Origin of the sequence: Pseudoalteromonas sp. MIP2626 (assembly GCF_013414205.1) — a bacterium.
Lineage (GTDB): Bacteria > Pseudomonadota > Gammaproteobacteria > Enterobacterales > Alteromonadaceae > Pseudoalteromonas > Pseudoalteromonas nigrifaciens.
Genome location: NZ_JAATTW010000033.1, coordinates 1 through 15,626, shown reverse-complemented (window position 1 = coordinate 15,626; position 15,626 = coordinate 1). Strand labels below are relative to the sequence as shown.

General features: G+C 40.7%; 16 protein-coding genes. 9 read left to right on the top strand and 7 right to left on the bottom strand.

The genetic code is table 11. The features are described from left to right. Nucleotides 1–95: 95 nt before the first annotated feature. Nucleotides 96–401, bottom strand: coding sequence for a BolA family protein (locus HC000_RS13055; protein WP_011328900.1), 306 nt, complete (start codon nucleotides 399–401; stop codon nucleotides 96–98). Nucleotides 402–463: 62 nt separating this feature from the next. Continuing rightward, nucleotides 464–1,054, bottom strand: coding sequence for an alpha-ketoglutarate-dependent dioxygenase AlkB (locus HC000_RS13050; RefSeq protein ID WP_011328901.1), 591 nt, complete (start codon nucleotides 1,052–1,054; stop codon nucleotides 464–466). 43 nt (nucleotides 1,055–1,097) lie between these two features. On the opposite strand from HC000_RS13050, the gene HC000_RS13045 reads away from it, so the two are divergent. From HC000_RS13045 to HC000_RS13030, 4 genes are read left to right on the top strand one after another with little or no spacing between them, the layout of a single operon-like run. Beyond that, a complete protein-coding gene (locus tag HC000_RS13045) occupies nucleotides 1,098–2,246 on the top strand; it encodes a methyltransferase (RefSeq protein ID WP_011328902.1) in 1,149 nt (382 codons plus the stop codon). Continuing rightward, nucleotides 2,247–2,807: a YajG family lipoprotein gene (locus HC000_RS13040; protein ID WP_011328903.1), complete on the top strand. Its 561-nt coding sequence runs from the start codon at nucleotides 2,247–2,249 to the stop codon at nucleotides 2,805–2,807. A 2-nt stretch (nucleotides 2,808–2,809) separates the two neighbouring features. Continuing rightward, a complete protein-coding gene (locus HC000_RS13035; protein ID WP_011328904.1) occupies nucleotides 2,810–3,430 on the top strand; it encodes a peptidylprolyl isomerase in 621 nt (206 codons plus the stop codon). 50 nt (nucleotides 3,431–3,480) lie between these two features. Further along, complete coding sequence (locus tag HC000_RS13030) at nucleotides 3,481–4,860, top strand: MFS transporter (RefSeq protein WP_179807873.1); 1,380 nt, start codon at nucleotides 3,481–3,483, stop codon at nucleotides 4,858–4,860. Nucleotides 4,861–4,935: 75 nt separating this feature from the next. Here HC000_RS13030 and HC000_RS13025 read toward each other — a convergent pair whose 3' ends face one another. Next, nucleotides 4,936–5,175: a helix-turn-helix transcriptional regulator gene (locus HC000_RS13025; RefSeq protein WP_011328906.1), complete on the bottom strand. Its 240-nt coding sequence runs from the start codon at nucleotides 5,173–5,175 to the stop codon at nucleotides 4,936–4,938. A gap of 387 nt (nucleotides 5,176–5,562) precedes the next feature. Between HC000_RS13025 and HC000_RS18590 the strand changes: the two genes are divergently transcribed. Then, entirely contained in the window at nucleotides 5,563–5,751 is a 189-nt protein-coding gene (locus HC000_RS18590) for a hypothetical protein (RefSeq protein WP_257025523.1), read from the top strand. 315 nt (nucleotides 5,752–6,066) lie between these two features. Here HC000_RS18590 and erpA read toward each other — a convergent pair whose 3' ends face one another. Then, the gene (gene erpA, locus HC000_RS13020) at nucleotides 6,067–6,405 is read right to left on the bottom strand and encodes an iron-sulfur cluster insertion protein ErpA (protein ID WP_011328908.1); all 339 of its coding nucleotides are present in this window, start codon (nucleotides 6,403–6,405) and stop codon (nucleotides 6,067–6,069) included. A 253-nt stretch (nucleotides 6,406–6,658) separates the two neighbouring features. On the opposite strand from erpA, the gene HC000_RS13015 reads away from it, so the two are divergent. From HC000_RS13015 to hemL, 4 genes are all read left to right on the top strand, one after another. After that, on the top strand, nucleotides 6,659–8,341 hold the full coding sequence (locus tag HC000_RS13015; protein WP_089368639.1) for a chloride channel protein: 1,683 nt from the start codon (nucleotides 6,659–6,661) through the stop codon (nucleotides 8,339–8,341). 16 nt (nucleotides 8,342–8,357) lie between these two features. Then, nucleotides 8,358–8,792 carry a CopD family protein gene (locus tag HC000_RS13010; protein WP_011328910.1) on the top strand — a complete coding sequence of 145 codons (435 nt, stop codon included), beginning with the start codon at nucleotides 8,358–8,360 and terminating at the stop codon, nucleotides 8,790–8,792. Nucleotides 8,793–8,909: 117 nt separating this feature from the next. Beyond that, the gene (locus tag HC000_RS13005) at nucleotides 8,910–9,926 is read left to right on the top strand and encodes an aspartate carbamoyltransferase (protein WP_011328911.1); all 1,017 of its coding nucleotides are present in this window, start codon (nucleotides 8,910–8,912) and stop codon (nucleotides 9,924–9,926) included. Between the two features lie 36 nt (nucleotides 9,927–9,962). Beyond that, nucleotides 9,963–11,243 carry a glutamate-1-semialdehyde 2,1-aminomutase gene (hemL, locus tag HC000_RS13000; RefSeq protein ID WP_011328912.1) on the top strand — a complete coding sequence of 427 codons (1,281 nt, stop codon included), beginning with the start codon at nucleotides 9,963–9,965 and terminating at the stop codon, nucleotides 11,241–11,243. 74 nt (nucleotides 11,244–11,317) lie between these two features. On the opposite strand, the gene mrcB is transcribed toward hemL, so the two are convergent. The 3 genes from mrcB to HC000_RS12985 form a co-directional block, all read right to left on the bottom strand. After that, on the bottom strand, nucleotides 11,318–13,660 hold the full coding sequence (gene mrcB / locus HC000_RS12995) for a penicillin-binding protein 1B (protein ID WP_179807872.1): 2,343 nt from the start codon (nucleotides 13,658–13,660) through the stop codon (nucleotides 11,318–11,320). A gap of 176 nt (nucleotides 13,661–13,836) precedes the next feature. Beyond that, a complete protein-coding gene (locus tag HC000_RS12990; RefSeq protein WP_011328914.1) occupies nucleotides 13,837–15,066 on the bottom strand; it encodes an ammonium transporter in 1,230 nt (409 codons plus the stop codon). A 9-nt stretch (nucleotides 15,067–15,075) separates the two neighbouring features. Beyond that, the gene (locus tag HC000_RS12985; protein WP_179807871.1) at nucleotides 15,076–15,414 is read right to left on the bottom strand and encodes a P-II family nitrogen regulator; all 339 of its coding nucleotides are present in this window, start codon (nucleotides 15,412–15,414) and stop codon (nucleotides 15,076–15,078) included. Nucleotides 15,415–15,626 lie beyond the last annotated feature (212 nt).

Genomic DNA, 15,626 nt, shown 5'->3' with positions numbered 1-15,626 from the left:
ATAAAAATTAGCGCTAGTTTAAAGGCTAATACTAAAAACACTGATCTGATCAGTTAATCTTGAGTGTAAACATCAATCAAATCGCTATTAATTGTTTAAGCTGACTTAGAGCCACCCATACAATTGGGTGAATCAGGCGCTTCACCATTATGTTCAGCAAACTCATCTGGCGTATAAGTATGAATAGCCAGTGCATGAATATGATTGGCTAATTCATCTTTTAAAATTTCATTAATTTCGCGATGGCGCTGTAATAAGCGCTTACCAGCAAACTCTTCGCTAACCACTATCACTTTAAAATGCGAGTCGCTGCCAGCACTGTGCATATGGCTTTCGTTAATTACATTTAAATGCTTACAGGCAATTGCATCGCTGATTTTTTGTTGAATTTGTTGCTGCATGACATAAACCATTATTGTTACTTATTTATAAGCCCACTATAGCAACTTGCTAAGCCTAATGGCTAACGCTTTATCAAGCGAAAGGTTAAACTTATTCGCGGATGAGCCAAGGTAGTTTGCTTAGCAATAGCGTGTTGATAGTCGCGCTGACTATTGCCACTCATAATTAAACAGCTGCCGCTATGTAGCTTTAAATTAGTAACTTTATTGCTAGCTTTGTGTTTTAGTTTTAATACTCGCTCAGCCCCAAGCGATATACAAACAATAGTAGGTTGATGGCCAAGCTCTGCTTCATCGTCGCTATGCCACCCCATAGTATCGTTACCATCGCGGTAATAATTTACTAATAGTGAATTTAATGGCTGGTTTAAATGCCGCTCTAAACGTTTGCGCATCGCCAGTAAAACATCAGGCCAAGGCTCTACTATTAACTTACTGTGAGAATAACCATACTCAATATTGTTTTCACTGATAAAACACTGCAGCCGAGGAATTGGCCCCGTTTTATTGTAAACCGTAACATTAGGCTGCTGCCAACACAGGTTTTGCTGTAAATAGTAGAATAAATCGAGGCTTTTTTGTGCACTAAGCGCCCTACTTTGATAAGAAAAGCCATTTGGTAACAGTTGGGGGTTGGCGTTTGGCCGTTGCATGTTAGAATTTACCTATCATTTGATTACTGATCACTAAACTATTATGACCATGCAAGCACAGCTCGGCGATAAAACCTTTACTCTTGAACGCTTTCCTTTGGATCAAAAAAACCGCAGCTTACAAGCTTGGGATTCAGCCGACGAATATTTAATCGACTATGTTAGCGAACATCATCCTGATTGTCGCTCTTTGCTGATTTTAAATGATAGTTTTGGCGCGCTTTCTTGTTATTTTAGCCACAAGCAATTAACGGTTTGTTCAGTAAACGACTCTTATATTAGCCACCAAGCAGCAGCTTATAACTTAGCAGAGAATAAAATACCTGCTATTACCTTTAGCCAGCTCGATAGTTTATCGGCTTTACCTGAACAAGTTGATTTGGTACTTATTAAAGTACCACGCACATTAGGCTTTTTACAGTATCAACTGTCTGAGCTTAGCGAAGTGCTTGCACCCGGAACGCCTGTTATTGCCGCGGCAAAAACAAAAGATGTGCATAATTCAACAATTAAAGCGTTTGAGCAGTTTATTGGCGAAACAAAAACAAGTTTAGCGGTTAAAAAGTCACGCTTAATTATAAGCCACGCACAAGGTGGGTATAAAGCCGCTGATTTTCCGGTAAATTGGCCACTTGAAGGCACTGACTTTACTATTAGTAACCATGCAAATGTGTTTTCGCGTGATTCATTAGATATTGGCGCACGGTTCTTTTTTAACTACTTACCAGAAACCAATAAAGCTAAAAGCATTATTGATTTAGGCTGTGGTAATGGCGTGGTGGGTTTAATGGCATTATCGCGTTGCCCAAATGCAAATATTACTTTTGTTGATGAGTCGTATATGGCCGTTGAATCGGCACGCTTGAATGTAGAGCTCAATATGGAAGCTAAATATGAGCAATGTTCATTTGTTGAAAATGACTGTTTATCGGGATTTGAGCGCGACAGTGTTGATATGGTGCTATGTAACCCGCCATTTCATCAAGCTCAAGCGGTTACCGACCACATTGCATGGCAAATGTTTAAAGAAGCAAAAGATACTTTAAAAGAAGGTGGCGAATTGCGTATTATTGGTAACCGTCATTTAGATTACCACGACAAACTAAACCGTATGTTTGGTAACTGCAAGCTACTAGGTTCTAACAAAAAGTTTGTTGTACTTAGTGCCACAAAAAATACCGGAATGTTATAAATGCAAATTATAAAATACCTTTTACCTTGGTTGGTGTTTTTGGCACTGCCTGCATGTAGTAATCAGCCAAATCAGATAATACTTAATCCTGTTTATAAAAATGGGCAAATAAGTTCAATCAACAGCAGCTTAAGTACCAGTGTAATTGATTTAAGAGGCGATACTGCCACCTTAAAACTTATAGAGTCTGACAAAACCAAAACTTTTGCCAGCCATGGTATTACAGCCTCAGTAAAAAGTGCGCTCGACAGCGCCCTAAGTCGTAACGGTGCCAGCATTTCTAACTTAGCCACGGTGCGCTTTGAAGTAGATATTCATGCTTTGCAAGCAGTTGTTACCGAAAAACTAATGAGCCACACCAGCGCGGCTTCTATAGAGTTTGGCGTGCGTGTTATTCGCGCTACCAGTAACTTTAGCAAAGTATACCGAGGCAATGCTAATTTAGCAGGGCCACTGGGGCACGACCGAGCAAAAATAGAAGGTCAGCTTAATAAGTTGACTGAGCAAATTATTACCCGCATTGTATCTGACCCTGAATTAATAGAATTTTTAGAAGGTTAACAATGAAACGACTTTTTTTAATCTGCTTAAGCCTATTCTTTAGTACCACTACGCTTGCTGCTCAAGAAGGCCGTTTTGTACAAAAAGATAATATTTTTCCGCGTGTTGAAATAGTCACTTCACTGGGTAGCATAGTGATTGAGCTTGACCGCTCTAAAGCCCCCATTACTGCAAATAACTTTTTAACCTACGTAATGGATAAAAGCTATCAAGGCAGTGTGTTTCATCGTATTGAGCGTGATGTAGAAAACGACCGCGACTTTGTTATTCAAGGTGGCGGCTACGATAAAGACTACGATGGACTACACGAAAACGATCCTATTTTTAACGAAAGCGGTAATGGCTTAAAAAACGATATGTATAGCATAGCTATGGCGTATCAAGACCGTCAACCTCATTCAGGAACGCGCCAATTCTTTTTTAATATGGACGATAACGACCATTTAAACCCTGGCAGAGAATGGGGGTTTGCGGTATTTGGCAATGTAATGGACGGCTACGACACGCTAGATAAAATTATGGCGGTAAAAACCGGATTTAACGAAAAAATTGGCTACGACTTTGTACCCAAAGAGCCTGTAGTTATTTTAAATATTAAATTACTTGAACAAGTTCCCCTGTAACTATTAAAAGAGCAGCCTAGCTGCTCTGTGTTAAAGCCAATGAAGGCCCTATGAGCAAAACACTCTCTATTCGCGAATATTTTTCTTATTTTAAAGACAAACGCCTTATCAATATTTTTATATTTGGTATGAGTAGTGGTTTTCCATGGGTGCTGATTGGCTCTGTAATGTCGGCATGGCTAAAAGACGAAGGCTTAAGCCGCAGTATGATTGGCTTATTTGGCATTGTGTTTGGCGCTTACAGCATTAACTTTTTATGGTCGCCGTTAATAGATCGTACCAAACTACCCTTTTTATACAAATGGTTAGGCCAACGCCGAAGCTGGATACTGTTTTGCCAAAGCTTTATTTTACTTGGCACACTGCTATTAGCTGGGCTTGATTTAAAAGCCAATTTAGCGCTCGTCGCCGCACTTTGTTTATTAATAGCCATAGCCTCTGCCACTCAAGATATTGCTATTGACGCTTTTAGAATAGACGCCCTGGGCGAAAATGAATCTTATAAAGCGACCGCCGCCGCCGCCATGGCAACCTCGGGTTGGTGGTCGGGTTATGCGCTACTTGGGGCCATTCCGTTTTATATGGCCGATATACCTTCGATAGATTGGCCGCAAGTATATTACTTTTTATCCGCCATAATGCTGCTACTAATGAGCTGTGTATTTTGGGCAAAAGAACCCGAATCAAACCGCGAAGCAGTGCACGCTGAGCTTGAGCGGATATACCTTGAAAAACTTGCCGCCAGCAAGCAAACACCATTAACTAAAACACTCGCTTGGCTTGCAGTTACTGTGGTTGATCCGTTTAAAACCTTTTTTGCTAAAAATGGCGTTAAAACCGCGTTGGCACTGCTTGCATTTATTTTCTTATTTAAAATTGGCGAAGCGTTTTTAGCTCGCATGTCGATTGTATTTTATAAAGAGGTTGGCTTTAGTAATACCCAAATAGCCAATTACTCTAAGCTAGGCACCGGATTAATTACCATCGTATTTGCCTTTTTAGGCAGTATTTTTAATCATAAATACGGCATTGTTAAAGGCTTATTTATTAGTGGTGTGGCAATGGCGGCATCTAATTTAATGTTTTCTTGGATTGCACTTGCCGGCCCACAAGAGCATTTATACGCCATGGCTATTGTGGTTGATGGTTTTACTCAGGCATGGTCGCTAGTAGCTATGGTGGCATTTATATCTATGCTATGCGATAGAGCATTTAGTGCAACACATTATGCGTTACTTGCGTCGCTGGGTAACTTAGGGCGTACTTTACTGTCGAGTTACAGTGGGGTAGTAATAGATGATTGGCTGGCGGGTAACTGGTCGCTATTTTTTATTCTTACTGCATTAATGGTGTTGCCATCGTTGATATTTTTATACTTAATTCGTCATAAACTGTATCAGCTAGAGCGTAATTATCACCAAAATACTTAAACTCAATACTTAAAATAAATTATTTACTTGGCATATTTAAAGGTGCATTAAAATATGCCAAGTAACTTGCGGCTATTAATCAACTTTAAGTAAGTTTAATGCCTCATGCGGATCAACTTCGAGTGCATTACAGTAGCGCACAAATTCAATTACATCTAAGCGGCGCTCTTGGTTTTCAATTTTGCCAATAAACGAATGTGGTGTGCCTAATAACTGCGCTAAACTACGCATTGTATGCCCTTTGTCATGACGTTTACTTTTAAGCCATTTGGTCAGTTTTGCATTTTCTTCTGATGAAACTGTTTTACCCATCATGTACATCTCCTACTTAATGCGGTGTAAATACTAATTGATGCAATTTATTAATAACGCTCAGTGATTACACTGCACAACAGCCTAATTGGGCATTGATTGCAACTCAGCTTTACTAATTACTCATTGTGAGCTAAAAAACGCTATAAATAATACTTACTTATTGTGGTGGTGAATGAAATTTTGCCCGTCTCATTCTTATATATTGTATACTATTAACTCATTGGTAAAATGGCTAATTACATTCGGCACAGGTTAAATAATGAATATATATTTACCAAGCCTGAATAGATAGCTTAAACCATTAATAAATATTTGTAACAATTTTGTTCCATTTTAGTGTTACATGTTTATGCTTAATCAATAACGAGCACCCTAAAAGGCTAAATAATGTTCAGGCTACTTTTTTTACTTCCTATTATACTGTGCTTAGGCTGGTGTTTTTTTCTTCGCCACCATGGTGTGCCTATTAAAAAAGGCAAAAGAGGCTTTGTATATATACTCGCGTTTTCTGCTTTTGTACTTGGCTTTTTTATATTAATGATGCAAATAACCGAATTCACTCCTAGCGAATTTTAGGCATTAAAAAAGCCGCAAAAGCGGCTTTAATATTTTATTGTTTACCCAGGGTTTGTTGACCTTTGCGGGTTAATATTTGTTCCAACTAGGGGCAATTTAATCGCGGCGCTAGGTTTGTAACCTAGTGGGCTAAGTGAAAACCGAGCAACAAAGAGTTAATTGCCCCTAGGCAGAACCCTTCGGGCAGCGCCTGTTTGGCATTGATGCTACGTTATCGCCTATTTATGGGGAATAACCACACCACATAGGCTCTGCCTTGCCTAAACACCAAACAGACTGCTGCAAATTTAACCTTGAAAGATCAACAGACCCTTGTTAAATAGTAAAGCTTGAACCACAACCACAGGTTGTAGTTGCATGAGGATTAGTTACAAAAAAGCGTGCGCCTTCTAATCCTTCAGTGTAATCAACTTCGCCGTCTACTAAATATTGTAAACTCATCGGATCAACCACCAGCATCACGCCATTTTTGACGATTTCTAAATCACCTGGATTGGCCTTTTCATCAAAGGTAAAACCGTACTGAAAACCAGAACAACCACCACCCGTTACATATACGCGTAATTTAAGTTCTGGATTTTCTTCTTCATCGATTAACTGTTTAACACGATCGGCTGCCGCGTCAGTGAACTTAATTGGTAATTCTTCAGACATTTTAAAACCCTCAATATCGTAATGCCGTGATTATCTAATACCCGAGTGTTTTAATCAAGTATAGTAAAATAAAGGTTGCAGGCACTAGCTGCTGTTAGTAGCAAACTAAACCTAAATATTGAGTCCAGCGTCGCTTATTTGCGTATTTTAACGTTAACTTTTCTATAAATGTAATTATTTTACAAAATCACAACGACTTAGCGTTTGGCTTTTGCTAAAATGGCCGCTGAAAAATGCTGCGGGGAAATAAAGCATGTGGCTTGAGCAACTCAGGCGTCGATTAGCCAAACCTAAAACATCCGTACAATTATGCTTATTAGGCGTAAGTGCCGGATTAATAGCTGCATTTTTTATTATTTTATTTCGCTTAACGATTCTTTTTTTTCAAAGTATATTTTTAGAAACTCCCGACGACTTTACCACCCTCCCCACTTTAGAACGCGTATTAATGCCCCTTATTGCGGCACTCTTAATTGCGCTTTTTGCGGCCTTTACTGGCTTTAAACATTATCGCTTGGGTATTCCGTTTGTAATTCACCGTATTAAACGTCATTACGGGCAAATGCCAATATATAACACCCTAAACCAATTTGTTGGTGGTGCACTGGCTCTGATCAGCGGCTTTTCGGTGGGGCGCGAAGGGCCTTCGGTGCATTTAGGTGCTACGGGGGCAAGTATCTTAGCAACTAAATTGCACTTACCTCATAACGCCATGCGTACCCTTAGTGGCTGTGGCATTGCAGCTGGTATTGCCGCCTCGTTTAACACGCCGTTAGCAGCAGTTATTTTTGTAATGGAAGTAGTACTTCGAGAATATAAAGTACATATATTTGTGCCAATTATGCTTGCAGCTGTTACTGGCGCTTTAGCAACCCAATTTGTATTTGGCGAAGGCTCAGAGTTAGCACTTATAAGCATTGCTCCGTTAAGTGGCTGGCATTACCCGTACTTAATACTGTGTGGCATGGCGCTGGGCGCAATAGCCTATAGTTTTAATCAAAACTTAATGTTAATTATTAAAACGTTTAAACCACTTAGCATGTTTCCTCGCTTACTTATTGCTGGCTGTATTGCCAGCTTAATTGCGTATACCGTCCCCCAAGCTATGGGGTCGGGTATGAGTGCAATTACTATTGCGGTTGAATCCCCTGAAGACATGCAATTATTAACTACTATTTTAATTGCTAAGTTACTCGCCACATTATTTGCGATAGGTTTGGGTATTCCCGGTGGTTTAATTGGACCGGTTATAGGGCTGGGGGTTTTAATTGGTACTTTAATGGCCTTTTTTGCCCAGTTTATTAGCCCAGGTACAGATATAGCAGGCACTTATGGTGTACTTGGCATGGCAGGATTATTAGCAGCAACGCTGCATGCACCGCTTGCGGCTTTAACCACAGTGATGGAGCTCACTTCGTCTCCAGAAATAATAGTGCCTGCAATGATAGTTATTACCACCGCTTATGTTACCGCGCTGCAAGTGTTTGGTAATCGCTCGATATTTTTACAACAGCTGGATTTTCAAGAGTTACCTTACCAGGTATCTCCCGCTACTGAGGCACTACAAAAAGTAGGGGTAATGGATGAAATGGATGAAGACTTTAAGTTGCTTTACTCCGACGATAAACAGCAAATAAAAAACACCCTTGATGCGATGGACAGCCAAACCCCATTAATTGTATTCGATGAAGAAAATGGTTACCGATTGGCTGAATATGACTTGAGCTTAATGTCGGATCAAGCAACTAACCTTAGCTATATTAGTTTGGCCGGTATTAGCAGCCAAGCCACTTTAGCTGATGCCTTTGAGCTATTAAATGATAAGCGCAGTGGCGCATTGTATGTATATAACTTATTAGATAATCAACAAATTATGGGATTATTACGTTGGGATCAAATCCATCATATTTTAACCATTCGTAACAGCTTACTTTAATTAAAATGAGGGTAATATGAGCGCATTATTAATTTACAAAACCTTGCATATATTTTTTATGATTGCCTGGTTTGCCGGTATTTTTTACTTACCACGGTTATTTGTGTACCACGCTATGAGCGAAGAAAGGGCATGCAACTCTATGCTTAAAGTAATGGAACGTAGGCTGCTTTTTTTTGTCACTCCGTTTGCCGTGTTAACCGCGGTATTTGGTGTACTCACTATAGTTGAATATGGCCGCGATTGGTTTAAGTACAGCATGTGGTTGCATTATAAACTAGTGCTAGTAATTATTTTATACCTATACCATGGTTACTGTTTTAAGCTTTTAGCTGATTTTAAACATGACCGTAACACTAAAAGTGACCGTTTTTATCGTATTTTTAATGAGTTACCCGTTATAGCACTATTAATAATAGTGGCACTGGCGGTAATAAAACCCAGTTTATAATAAAATGTTTCTAGGTAATTTACTCTGCCAACTAGCTAAGTAACTTTGCTATAATATGCGCGATTGCGTGCTCCTTTAAGGATTATCGCGCCTTTTTGAATAAGTAGGAATAACCCCATGTTAAGTTTCCAAGGTGAAAATATACTCTCAGTTAATCAACTCGACAGAGACTGTATTGAACGTATATTTGCAGTAGCTAAAAAAATGGAACCCTACGCTAAAAAACAAAAGCGTACTAACGTGCTAGAAGGTGCCATTTTAGCCAACTTATTTTTTGAACCTAGCACACGCACACGCGTAAGCTTTGGCACCGCTTTTAACTTACTCGGCGGACTCGTTCGCGAAACAACCGGCATGCAAAGCTCAGCGCTCGCTAAAGGCGAGTCGCTTTACGACACCGCCCGTGTTATTTCGGCGTATGCCGATGCTGTCGCTATGCGCCACCCCGATGCAGGTTCGGTAAGTGAATTTGCAACAGGCTGCTCAATCCCTGTGATTAATGGTGGCGATGGCCCTAACGAGCACCCCACTCAAGCACTGCTCGATTTATTAACCATTGAGCGTGAGCTTAACCGTTTTGAGCAAAACATAGATGGTATGCACATTGCACTAGTAGGCGATTTAAAATATGGTCGCACTGTGCACTCTTTATCAAAACTATTATGCCACTATAAAAACGTGAAATTCTCGATGGTTGCACCCGATGGTCTACAAATGCCTAGCTATATATTAGATGCAGTAGATAATGCAGGTCATAAAATTGAATTGGTAAACAAAATGGAAGGTAACTTAGCTGCCGACATAGTTTATCAAACGCGTATTCAAGAAGAGCGCTTTCCTTCGCAAGAAGAAGCCAACAAATACCGTGGTGGGTTTAGAATTAGTCAATCAATTTACACTGCACATTGCAAACCTAATTCAGTGTTAATGCACCCGCTACCACGCGATAGTCGCCTAGAAGCCAACGAGCTAGATAACGACTTAAACGCAAATGACAATTTAGCTATATTTCGCCAAGTACAAAATGGCGTATTAATTCGTATGGCACTGTTTGCTTTAACCCTCGGCGTAGAAAACAAAGTCGAGCAGTATGAAGTAGACGTACCTTGGTTTAGCCGCAAACGCGATAGCTAAACCCACTTTTTTTGTGACAAAACAATAGGATTTTTCATGACAATTAGCCAAGACTTATTTGCACGCGCTCAAGCTTCTATTCCTGGTGGCGTAAATTCACCAGTACGTGCTTTTAATGGTGTAGGCGGCACACCGCTATTTATCACTAAAGCTGAGGGTGCGTTTACATTTGACGCCGATGGTAATCGCTATATCGATTATGTTGGCTCTTGGGGCCCTATGATCATGGGCCATAACCACCCTGCAATTAAACAAGCAGTACACGACGCGGTAGAAAACGGCCTAAGTTATGGCGCGCCTACCGAAGCCGAAATTTTAATGGCTGAAAAAGTAAAAGAGCTAGTACCATCAATCGAAAAAGTACGTATGGTTAGCTCAGGCACAGAAGCCACCATGAGCGCTATTCGCTTAGCGCGTGGTTTTACTGGCCGCGATAAAATACTTAAGTTTGAAGGCTGTTACCACGGCCATGCCGACTCATTATTAGTTAAAGCAGGCTCTGGCGCATTGACTATGGGCGTGCCTAATTCACCGGGCATTCCTGAAGATTTTGCAAAACATACGCTTACTGTATCGTTTAATAATTTAGATGAAGTGAAAGCTATTTTTGCTAAATATGCCGACGAAATTGCATGCATTATTGTTGAGCCTGTTGCTGGTAACATGAACTGTATTCCACCGGTTCCGGGATTTTTAGAAGGTTTGCGCGACGTTTGTGACGAATACAAATCGGTACTTATTTTTGACGAAGTAATGACCGGGTTTCGAGTTGCACTTGGCGGCGCACAAGCCTACTACAATATAAAACCAGACTTAACCTGTTTAGGTAAAGTAATTGGCGGCGGCATGCCAGTGGGCGCTTTTGGCGGCAAAACCGAAATTATGGATTATATTGCACCGGTTGGCCCTGTTTATCAGGCGGGTACATTGTCGGGTAACCCAATTGCCATGGCTGCAGGTTTAAAATCGCTAGAGTTATTAAGCGAGCCAGGCTTACATGCAAAACTAGAAGCAACCAGTAAAGCAATTTGTGAAGGCTTTGAAGCCGGTGCTAAAAAAGCAGGCATTGCATTAACCACTAATTACGCCGGTGGCATGTATGGTTTTTTCTTTACTGATGCTGAAAAAGTAACAACTTACAAACAAGCTACTGAGTGTGATTTAGAGCGTTTTAAACGTTTTTTCCACCTGATGCTTGAAGAAGGTGTTTACTTAGCCCCCTCTGCTTTTGAAGCAGGCTTTGTATGTGCAGCGCACAACGAGCAAGAAATAAAAGATACCATTGCAGCCGCAGAGCGCGCGTTTGCTAAGCTGTAAAACATCAGTTTTATTCAGCCAATAAAAAAAGCCCTAACGGGCTTTTTTTATGTCTTGTAGTTATTCAAAACAGCTTAACGAATACACTGCGGCCTTGGTTCAAATTCACTGGCTCTTAGTGGTAGCTGAATAACTTTGCCGCACCCTGGTGGCGCTTGTTTACCCGTTAGCTCGTTAATAAACGCCCAGCGAATTGAAGGTGGACGAGTATCGGCTATCGCTTCGGGATTTAGCGGTTTTAAATAACGAATATAGGTCTCTAAAGCCCCTACACTACCGGTTAAGCCGGTACTTTTGTTATCATCTCGGCCTAGCCAAGCAACGGTCACTGTGTTTTGATCAAACCCCGCAAACCAGCTATCGCGTAAATCGTTACTAGTGCCCGTTTTACCCGCAAGTTGAATCGACGGAAAGTGTAAGTTTAACCGTTTTGCGGTGCCATCTTTAGTCACTCGTTTCATTGCGTATTTTGTCATGTACATGGCATCTTTAGCAAAACGCGGCTCAGATTTCACCTCATGCTTATACAATACTTTGCCTATTGAGTCGGTTAACGCAGAAATAGCGGTTAACTTTCTATATTCGCCATCGGCAGCAATGGTTGTGTACAATTGTGCTACCTCAAAACTAGACATTTCAAGTGCCCCCAATAACAACGATGGGTATTCGTTAATTCTTCCCTGCGCGCCTAACCCTCTTAGTGTATTTGCAACTTTATCTACCCCTACATCAAGGCCAAGATTTACCGCAGGTATATTTATACTGCGACTAAAAGCTTTGTATAACGGGATCGCTCCGCGAAATTGACGATCGTAGTTTTCAGGTTGCCATACTTTACCTTGCTCATTGGTAACTTGCACCGGTGAGTCGTCAAGTAAAGTGGCTAGGTTATAATGTGGTAACTGCAGCGCGCTTAAATACACCGCAGGCTTAACTAATGAGCCAATATTACGTTTGGTATCAAGTACTCGGTTAAAGCCTGAATAACGCACATCGCGCCCAGAAACTAATGCCGATACGCCACCTTTTTCTACGTTAACTGAGATCATCGCCGCTTCAAGCGCGCGAGTATTAGGGCGTTTTTCTAAATAAGGCAAACTTGCCTGAATCGACTCTTCCATTGCCGTTTGTTTTTGTAAGTCAAAATAGGTAAACACACGAACACCGGCATCTAACACATTTTGATCGGGCAATAACTGCTTGAGTTCACGATTTACTAGTTCTAAATAACCTGGGTACGATTTTTGTAAACTGGCTTTCATTGGCGCTATATTCAAAGGACGTTTTAATGCAGCGCGGTATTCATTAGTACTCAAAAGTTTGTCTTCAACCATTAAGCGCAGCACTAAGTCACGACGTTCCATTGTGCGCTCTTCGTAACGACGTGGATTGTAATAAGACGGCCCTTTTACCATAGCCACCAGCAGCGCTATTTGATCGTACTCTAGCTCATCTACTGGTTTAGAAAAGTAAAATTCAGCAGCCAAGCCCATACCATGTACACCTTGGTTATAAGACTGCCCTAAATATACTTCATTTAAATACGCTTCAAGTATTTGATCTTTTGAATAACGGTAATCTAAAATAAGCGCAATAAACGCTTCGTTTATTTTTCGTGTAAGTGAGCGCTCTCGGGTTAAGTAAATATTTTTAGCCAGTTGTTGCGTTAGCGTACTGCCGCCCTGAACTGTTCGCCCAGCACGAATATTACTATACAACGCACGTAAAATAGAAAATACCGATACGCCGTGGTGCTGATAAAAATTACGATCTTCAACCACTAAAAGCGTGTCTTTTAGCATTGCCGGAAATTTATCCAGCGGTACAAATTCACGGTCTTGTTTAGAGTCGTTACCTATACGCGCTATTTGCACCGGCTCCAGCCTAGCGTTGTTTAAACGCCGACCAAACTTGTCTTTAATACTAGCCACTTTTTGCCCTGCAAAACGCAGTTCAATTATATGCGCCTGTTCTAGCGCGTCATAAAATTCAAAATCGCGACGATATATTTTAATGCTGTTGGCAGTTTTAACATATTGCCCTGTACGACTTAACCTATTAACGGCTGAGTAGTTTAGCCGCTCTAACTCCCAAATAACCTCTTGGCTTGATAAGAACTGCCCGGGGTAAAACGCCATCGAGCGTGCATAAACTTGCGCAGGAAGCTGCCATTTATTACCTTCAAATTGACGAGTTATTTTTGCATCGAGGTAAATAAAATAAAGCGCCATAGCAATAAATATCGCTAAACTAAGTTTCCAAAAAATAGACCATAGTTTATTGAGTAAAGATCGCTGAGCAACTGATGATTTGTTTTTTGTACTTTTTTTAGCGCCGTTACGCGGTGTACTTTTAGAGGGTTTAGCGCTGCGCTTTGTGGGGGTTTTACCTGTCGGTGTTTTTTTGTTATCAGCCATTTAAATGTAATTTATTCCAAGGTTTATTTTACGGACGTGAGCTTAGCATAGTCACCTACTAGTTCACCATTATAAGGTAAATTAACAACCCATCTTAGCAGCACTAAAGTTAACCTCCCCTGAAATAAAAAAGCGCTACCTAAGTAGCGCTTTGGACAACACACAATAACTTAAATTTAATTACTACGAACCGATACAAATTCTGGGTAGGCGTCAATGCCACAATCGTGTTGATCCATACCGTTTAGCTCTTCTTCTTCGGTAACCCTAATGCCCATAGTATGCTTTAAGATTGCCCACACCAGCAGCGAAGAAATAAACACAAAACCAATAATACACAACAAGCCTATTAACTGAGTTACCAAGTTTGCCTCGGCGTTTGTCACAGGTACTAGCATAATACCAAGTACTCCACATACGCCATGCACAGAAATAGCGCCAACTGGGTCGTCTATTTTTGCCTTATCAAGTATAACAATACTAAATACCACTAATGAGCCGCCTAATAACCCTAATAAACACGCCATCAATGGTGAAGGTGAAAGCGGATCGGCGGTAATCACAACCAGCCCAGCTAACGCGCCATTTAATACCATAGTTAAATCGGCTTTACCCCATAATGCTTTACAAACAAATAGTGCTGAAACAGCCCCCATTGCAGCAGCAGCATTGGTGTTTAATAAAATCTTTCCTACAGCAGTCGCGTTTTCTGCATCTGATATAAGTAGCTGCGAGCCGCCGTTAAAACCAAACCAGCCCATCCATAAAATAAACGTACCTAACGTTGCCAAAGGCAAGTTTGACCCCGGAATTGGGTATATTTCGCCATTTTTACCATATTTTCCTTTACGTGCACCCAGTAATAATACGCCAGCTAATGCCGCTGATGCGCCGGTTGCATGCACTATTGCTGAGCCCGCGAAGTCAACAAAACCCATTGCCGATAAAAATCCAGAACCCCAAGTCCAGTAACCCTCAATAGGATATATAAGCCCAGTTAACACCAAGGTAAACACCAAAAATGCCCACAACTTCATGCGCTCAGCCACCGCACCCGAGACAATAGACATAGCCGTGGCAACAAAAACAACTTGAAAGAAAAAATCAGATTCTAGAGAGTGATCAGCATCAGCGGCTTGTGTACCAATTAAGCCACCAAATGAAGGAATGATGCCTCCCTCGGTATTCCCTACATACATAATATTGTAACCAACGAGTAAAAACATGGTGCATGCAATTGAATACAAGGCGATATTTTTAGTTAATATTTCTGTGGTGTTTTTTGAGCGTACTAAACCCGCTTCTAGCATGGCAAACCCTGCGGCCATCCACATTACTAATATGCCACAAATTAAAAAATAAAAGGTGTCGAGCGAAAACTTTAGTTCTATCAGTGTACTTTCCATAAATCCCCCTTAAAGTGCATCTTCATCAAGTTCGCTCGTACGAATACGAACAATTTGATCTAGGTCGTACACAAAAATCTTACCGTCACCTATTTTTCCGGTGCCTGCAACTTGCGTAATTGAGTCAACTACGCGTTGGCAGTTTTCAGTACGAGTGGCAATTTCGAGTTTAATTTTAGGAATAAAATCAACTTGGTATTCAGCCCCACGATACAATTCGGTATGACCACGCTGTCGACCAAAGCCTTTTACATCAACAACTGTCATCCCTTCTATGCCTAAATCAGCGAGTGCTGTACGCACTTCATCTAATTTAAATGGCTTTATGATTGCACTAATCATTTTCATTTTAGTCCCCTTAGGACACGTTATTGTTTTTCTTAGTTAATACAATCCAAGCTTTATGCCATTTATATATGGCAATAAAAAACAATAACTTATAAAAATATTTTATATTTAAAACAAAAAAACGCACCAATTAGGTAACACCACTCGTTTAAGAACGAGTGGTGTTTTTTCGTTTATACCTAACCGGATATTTTTGTGTCTTTGCGAGCACC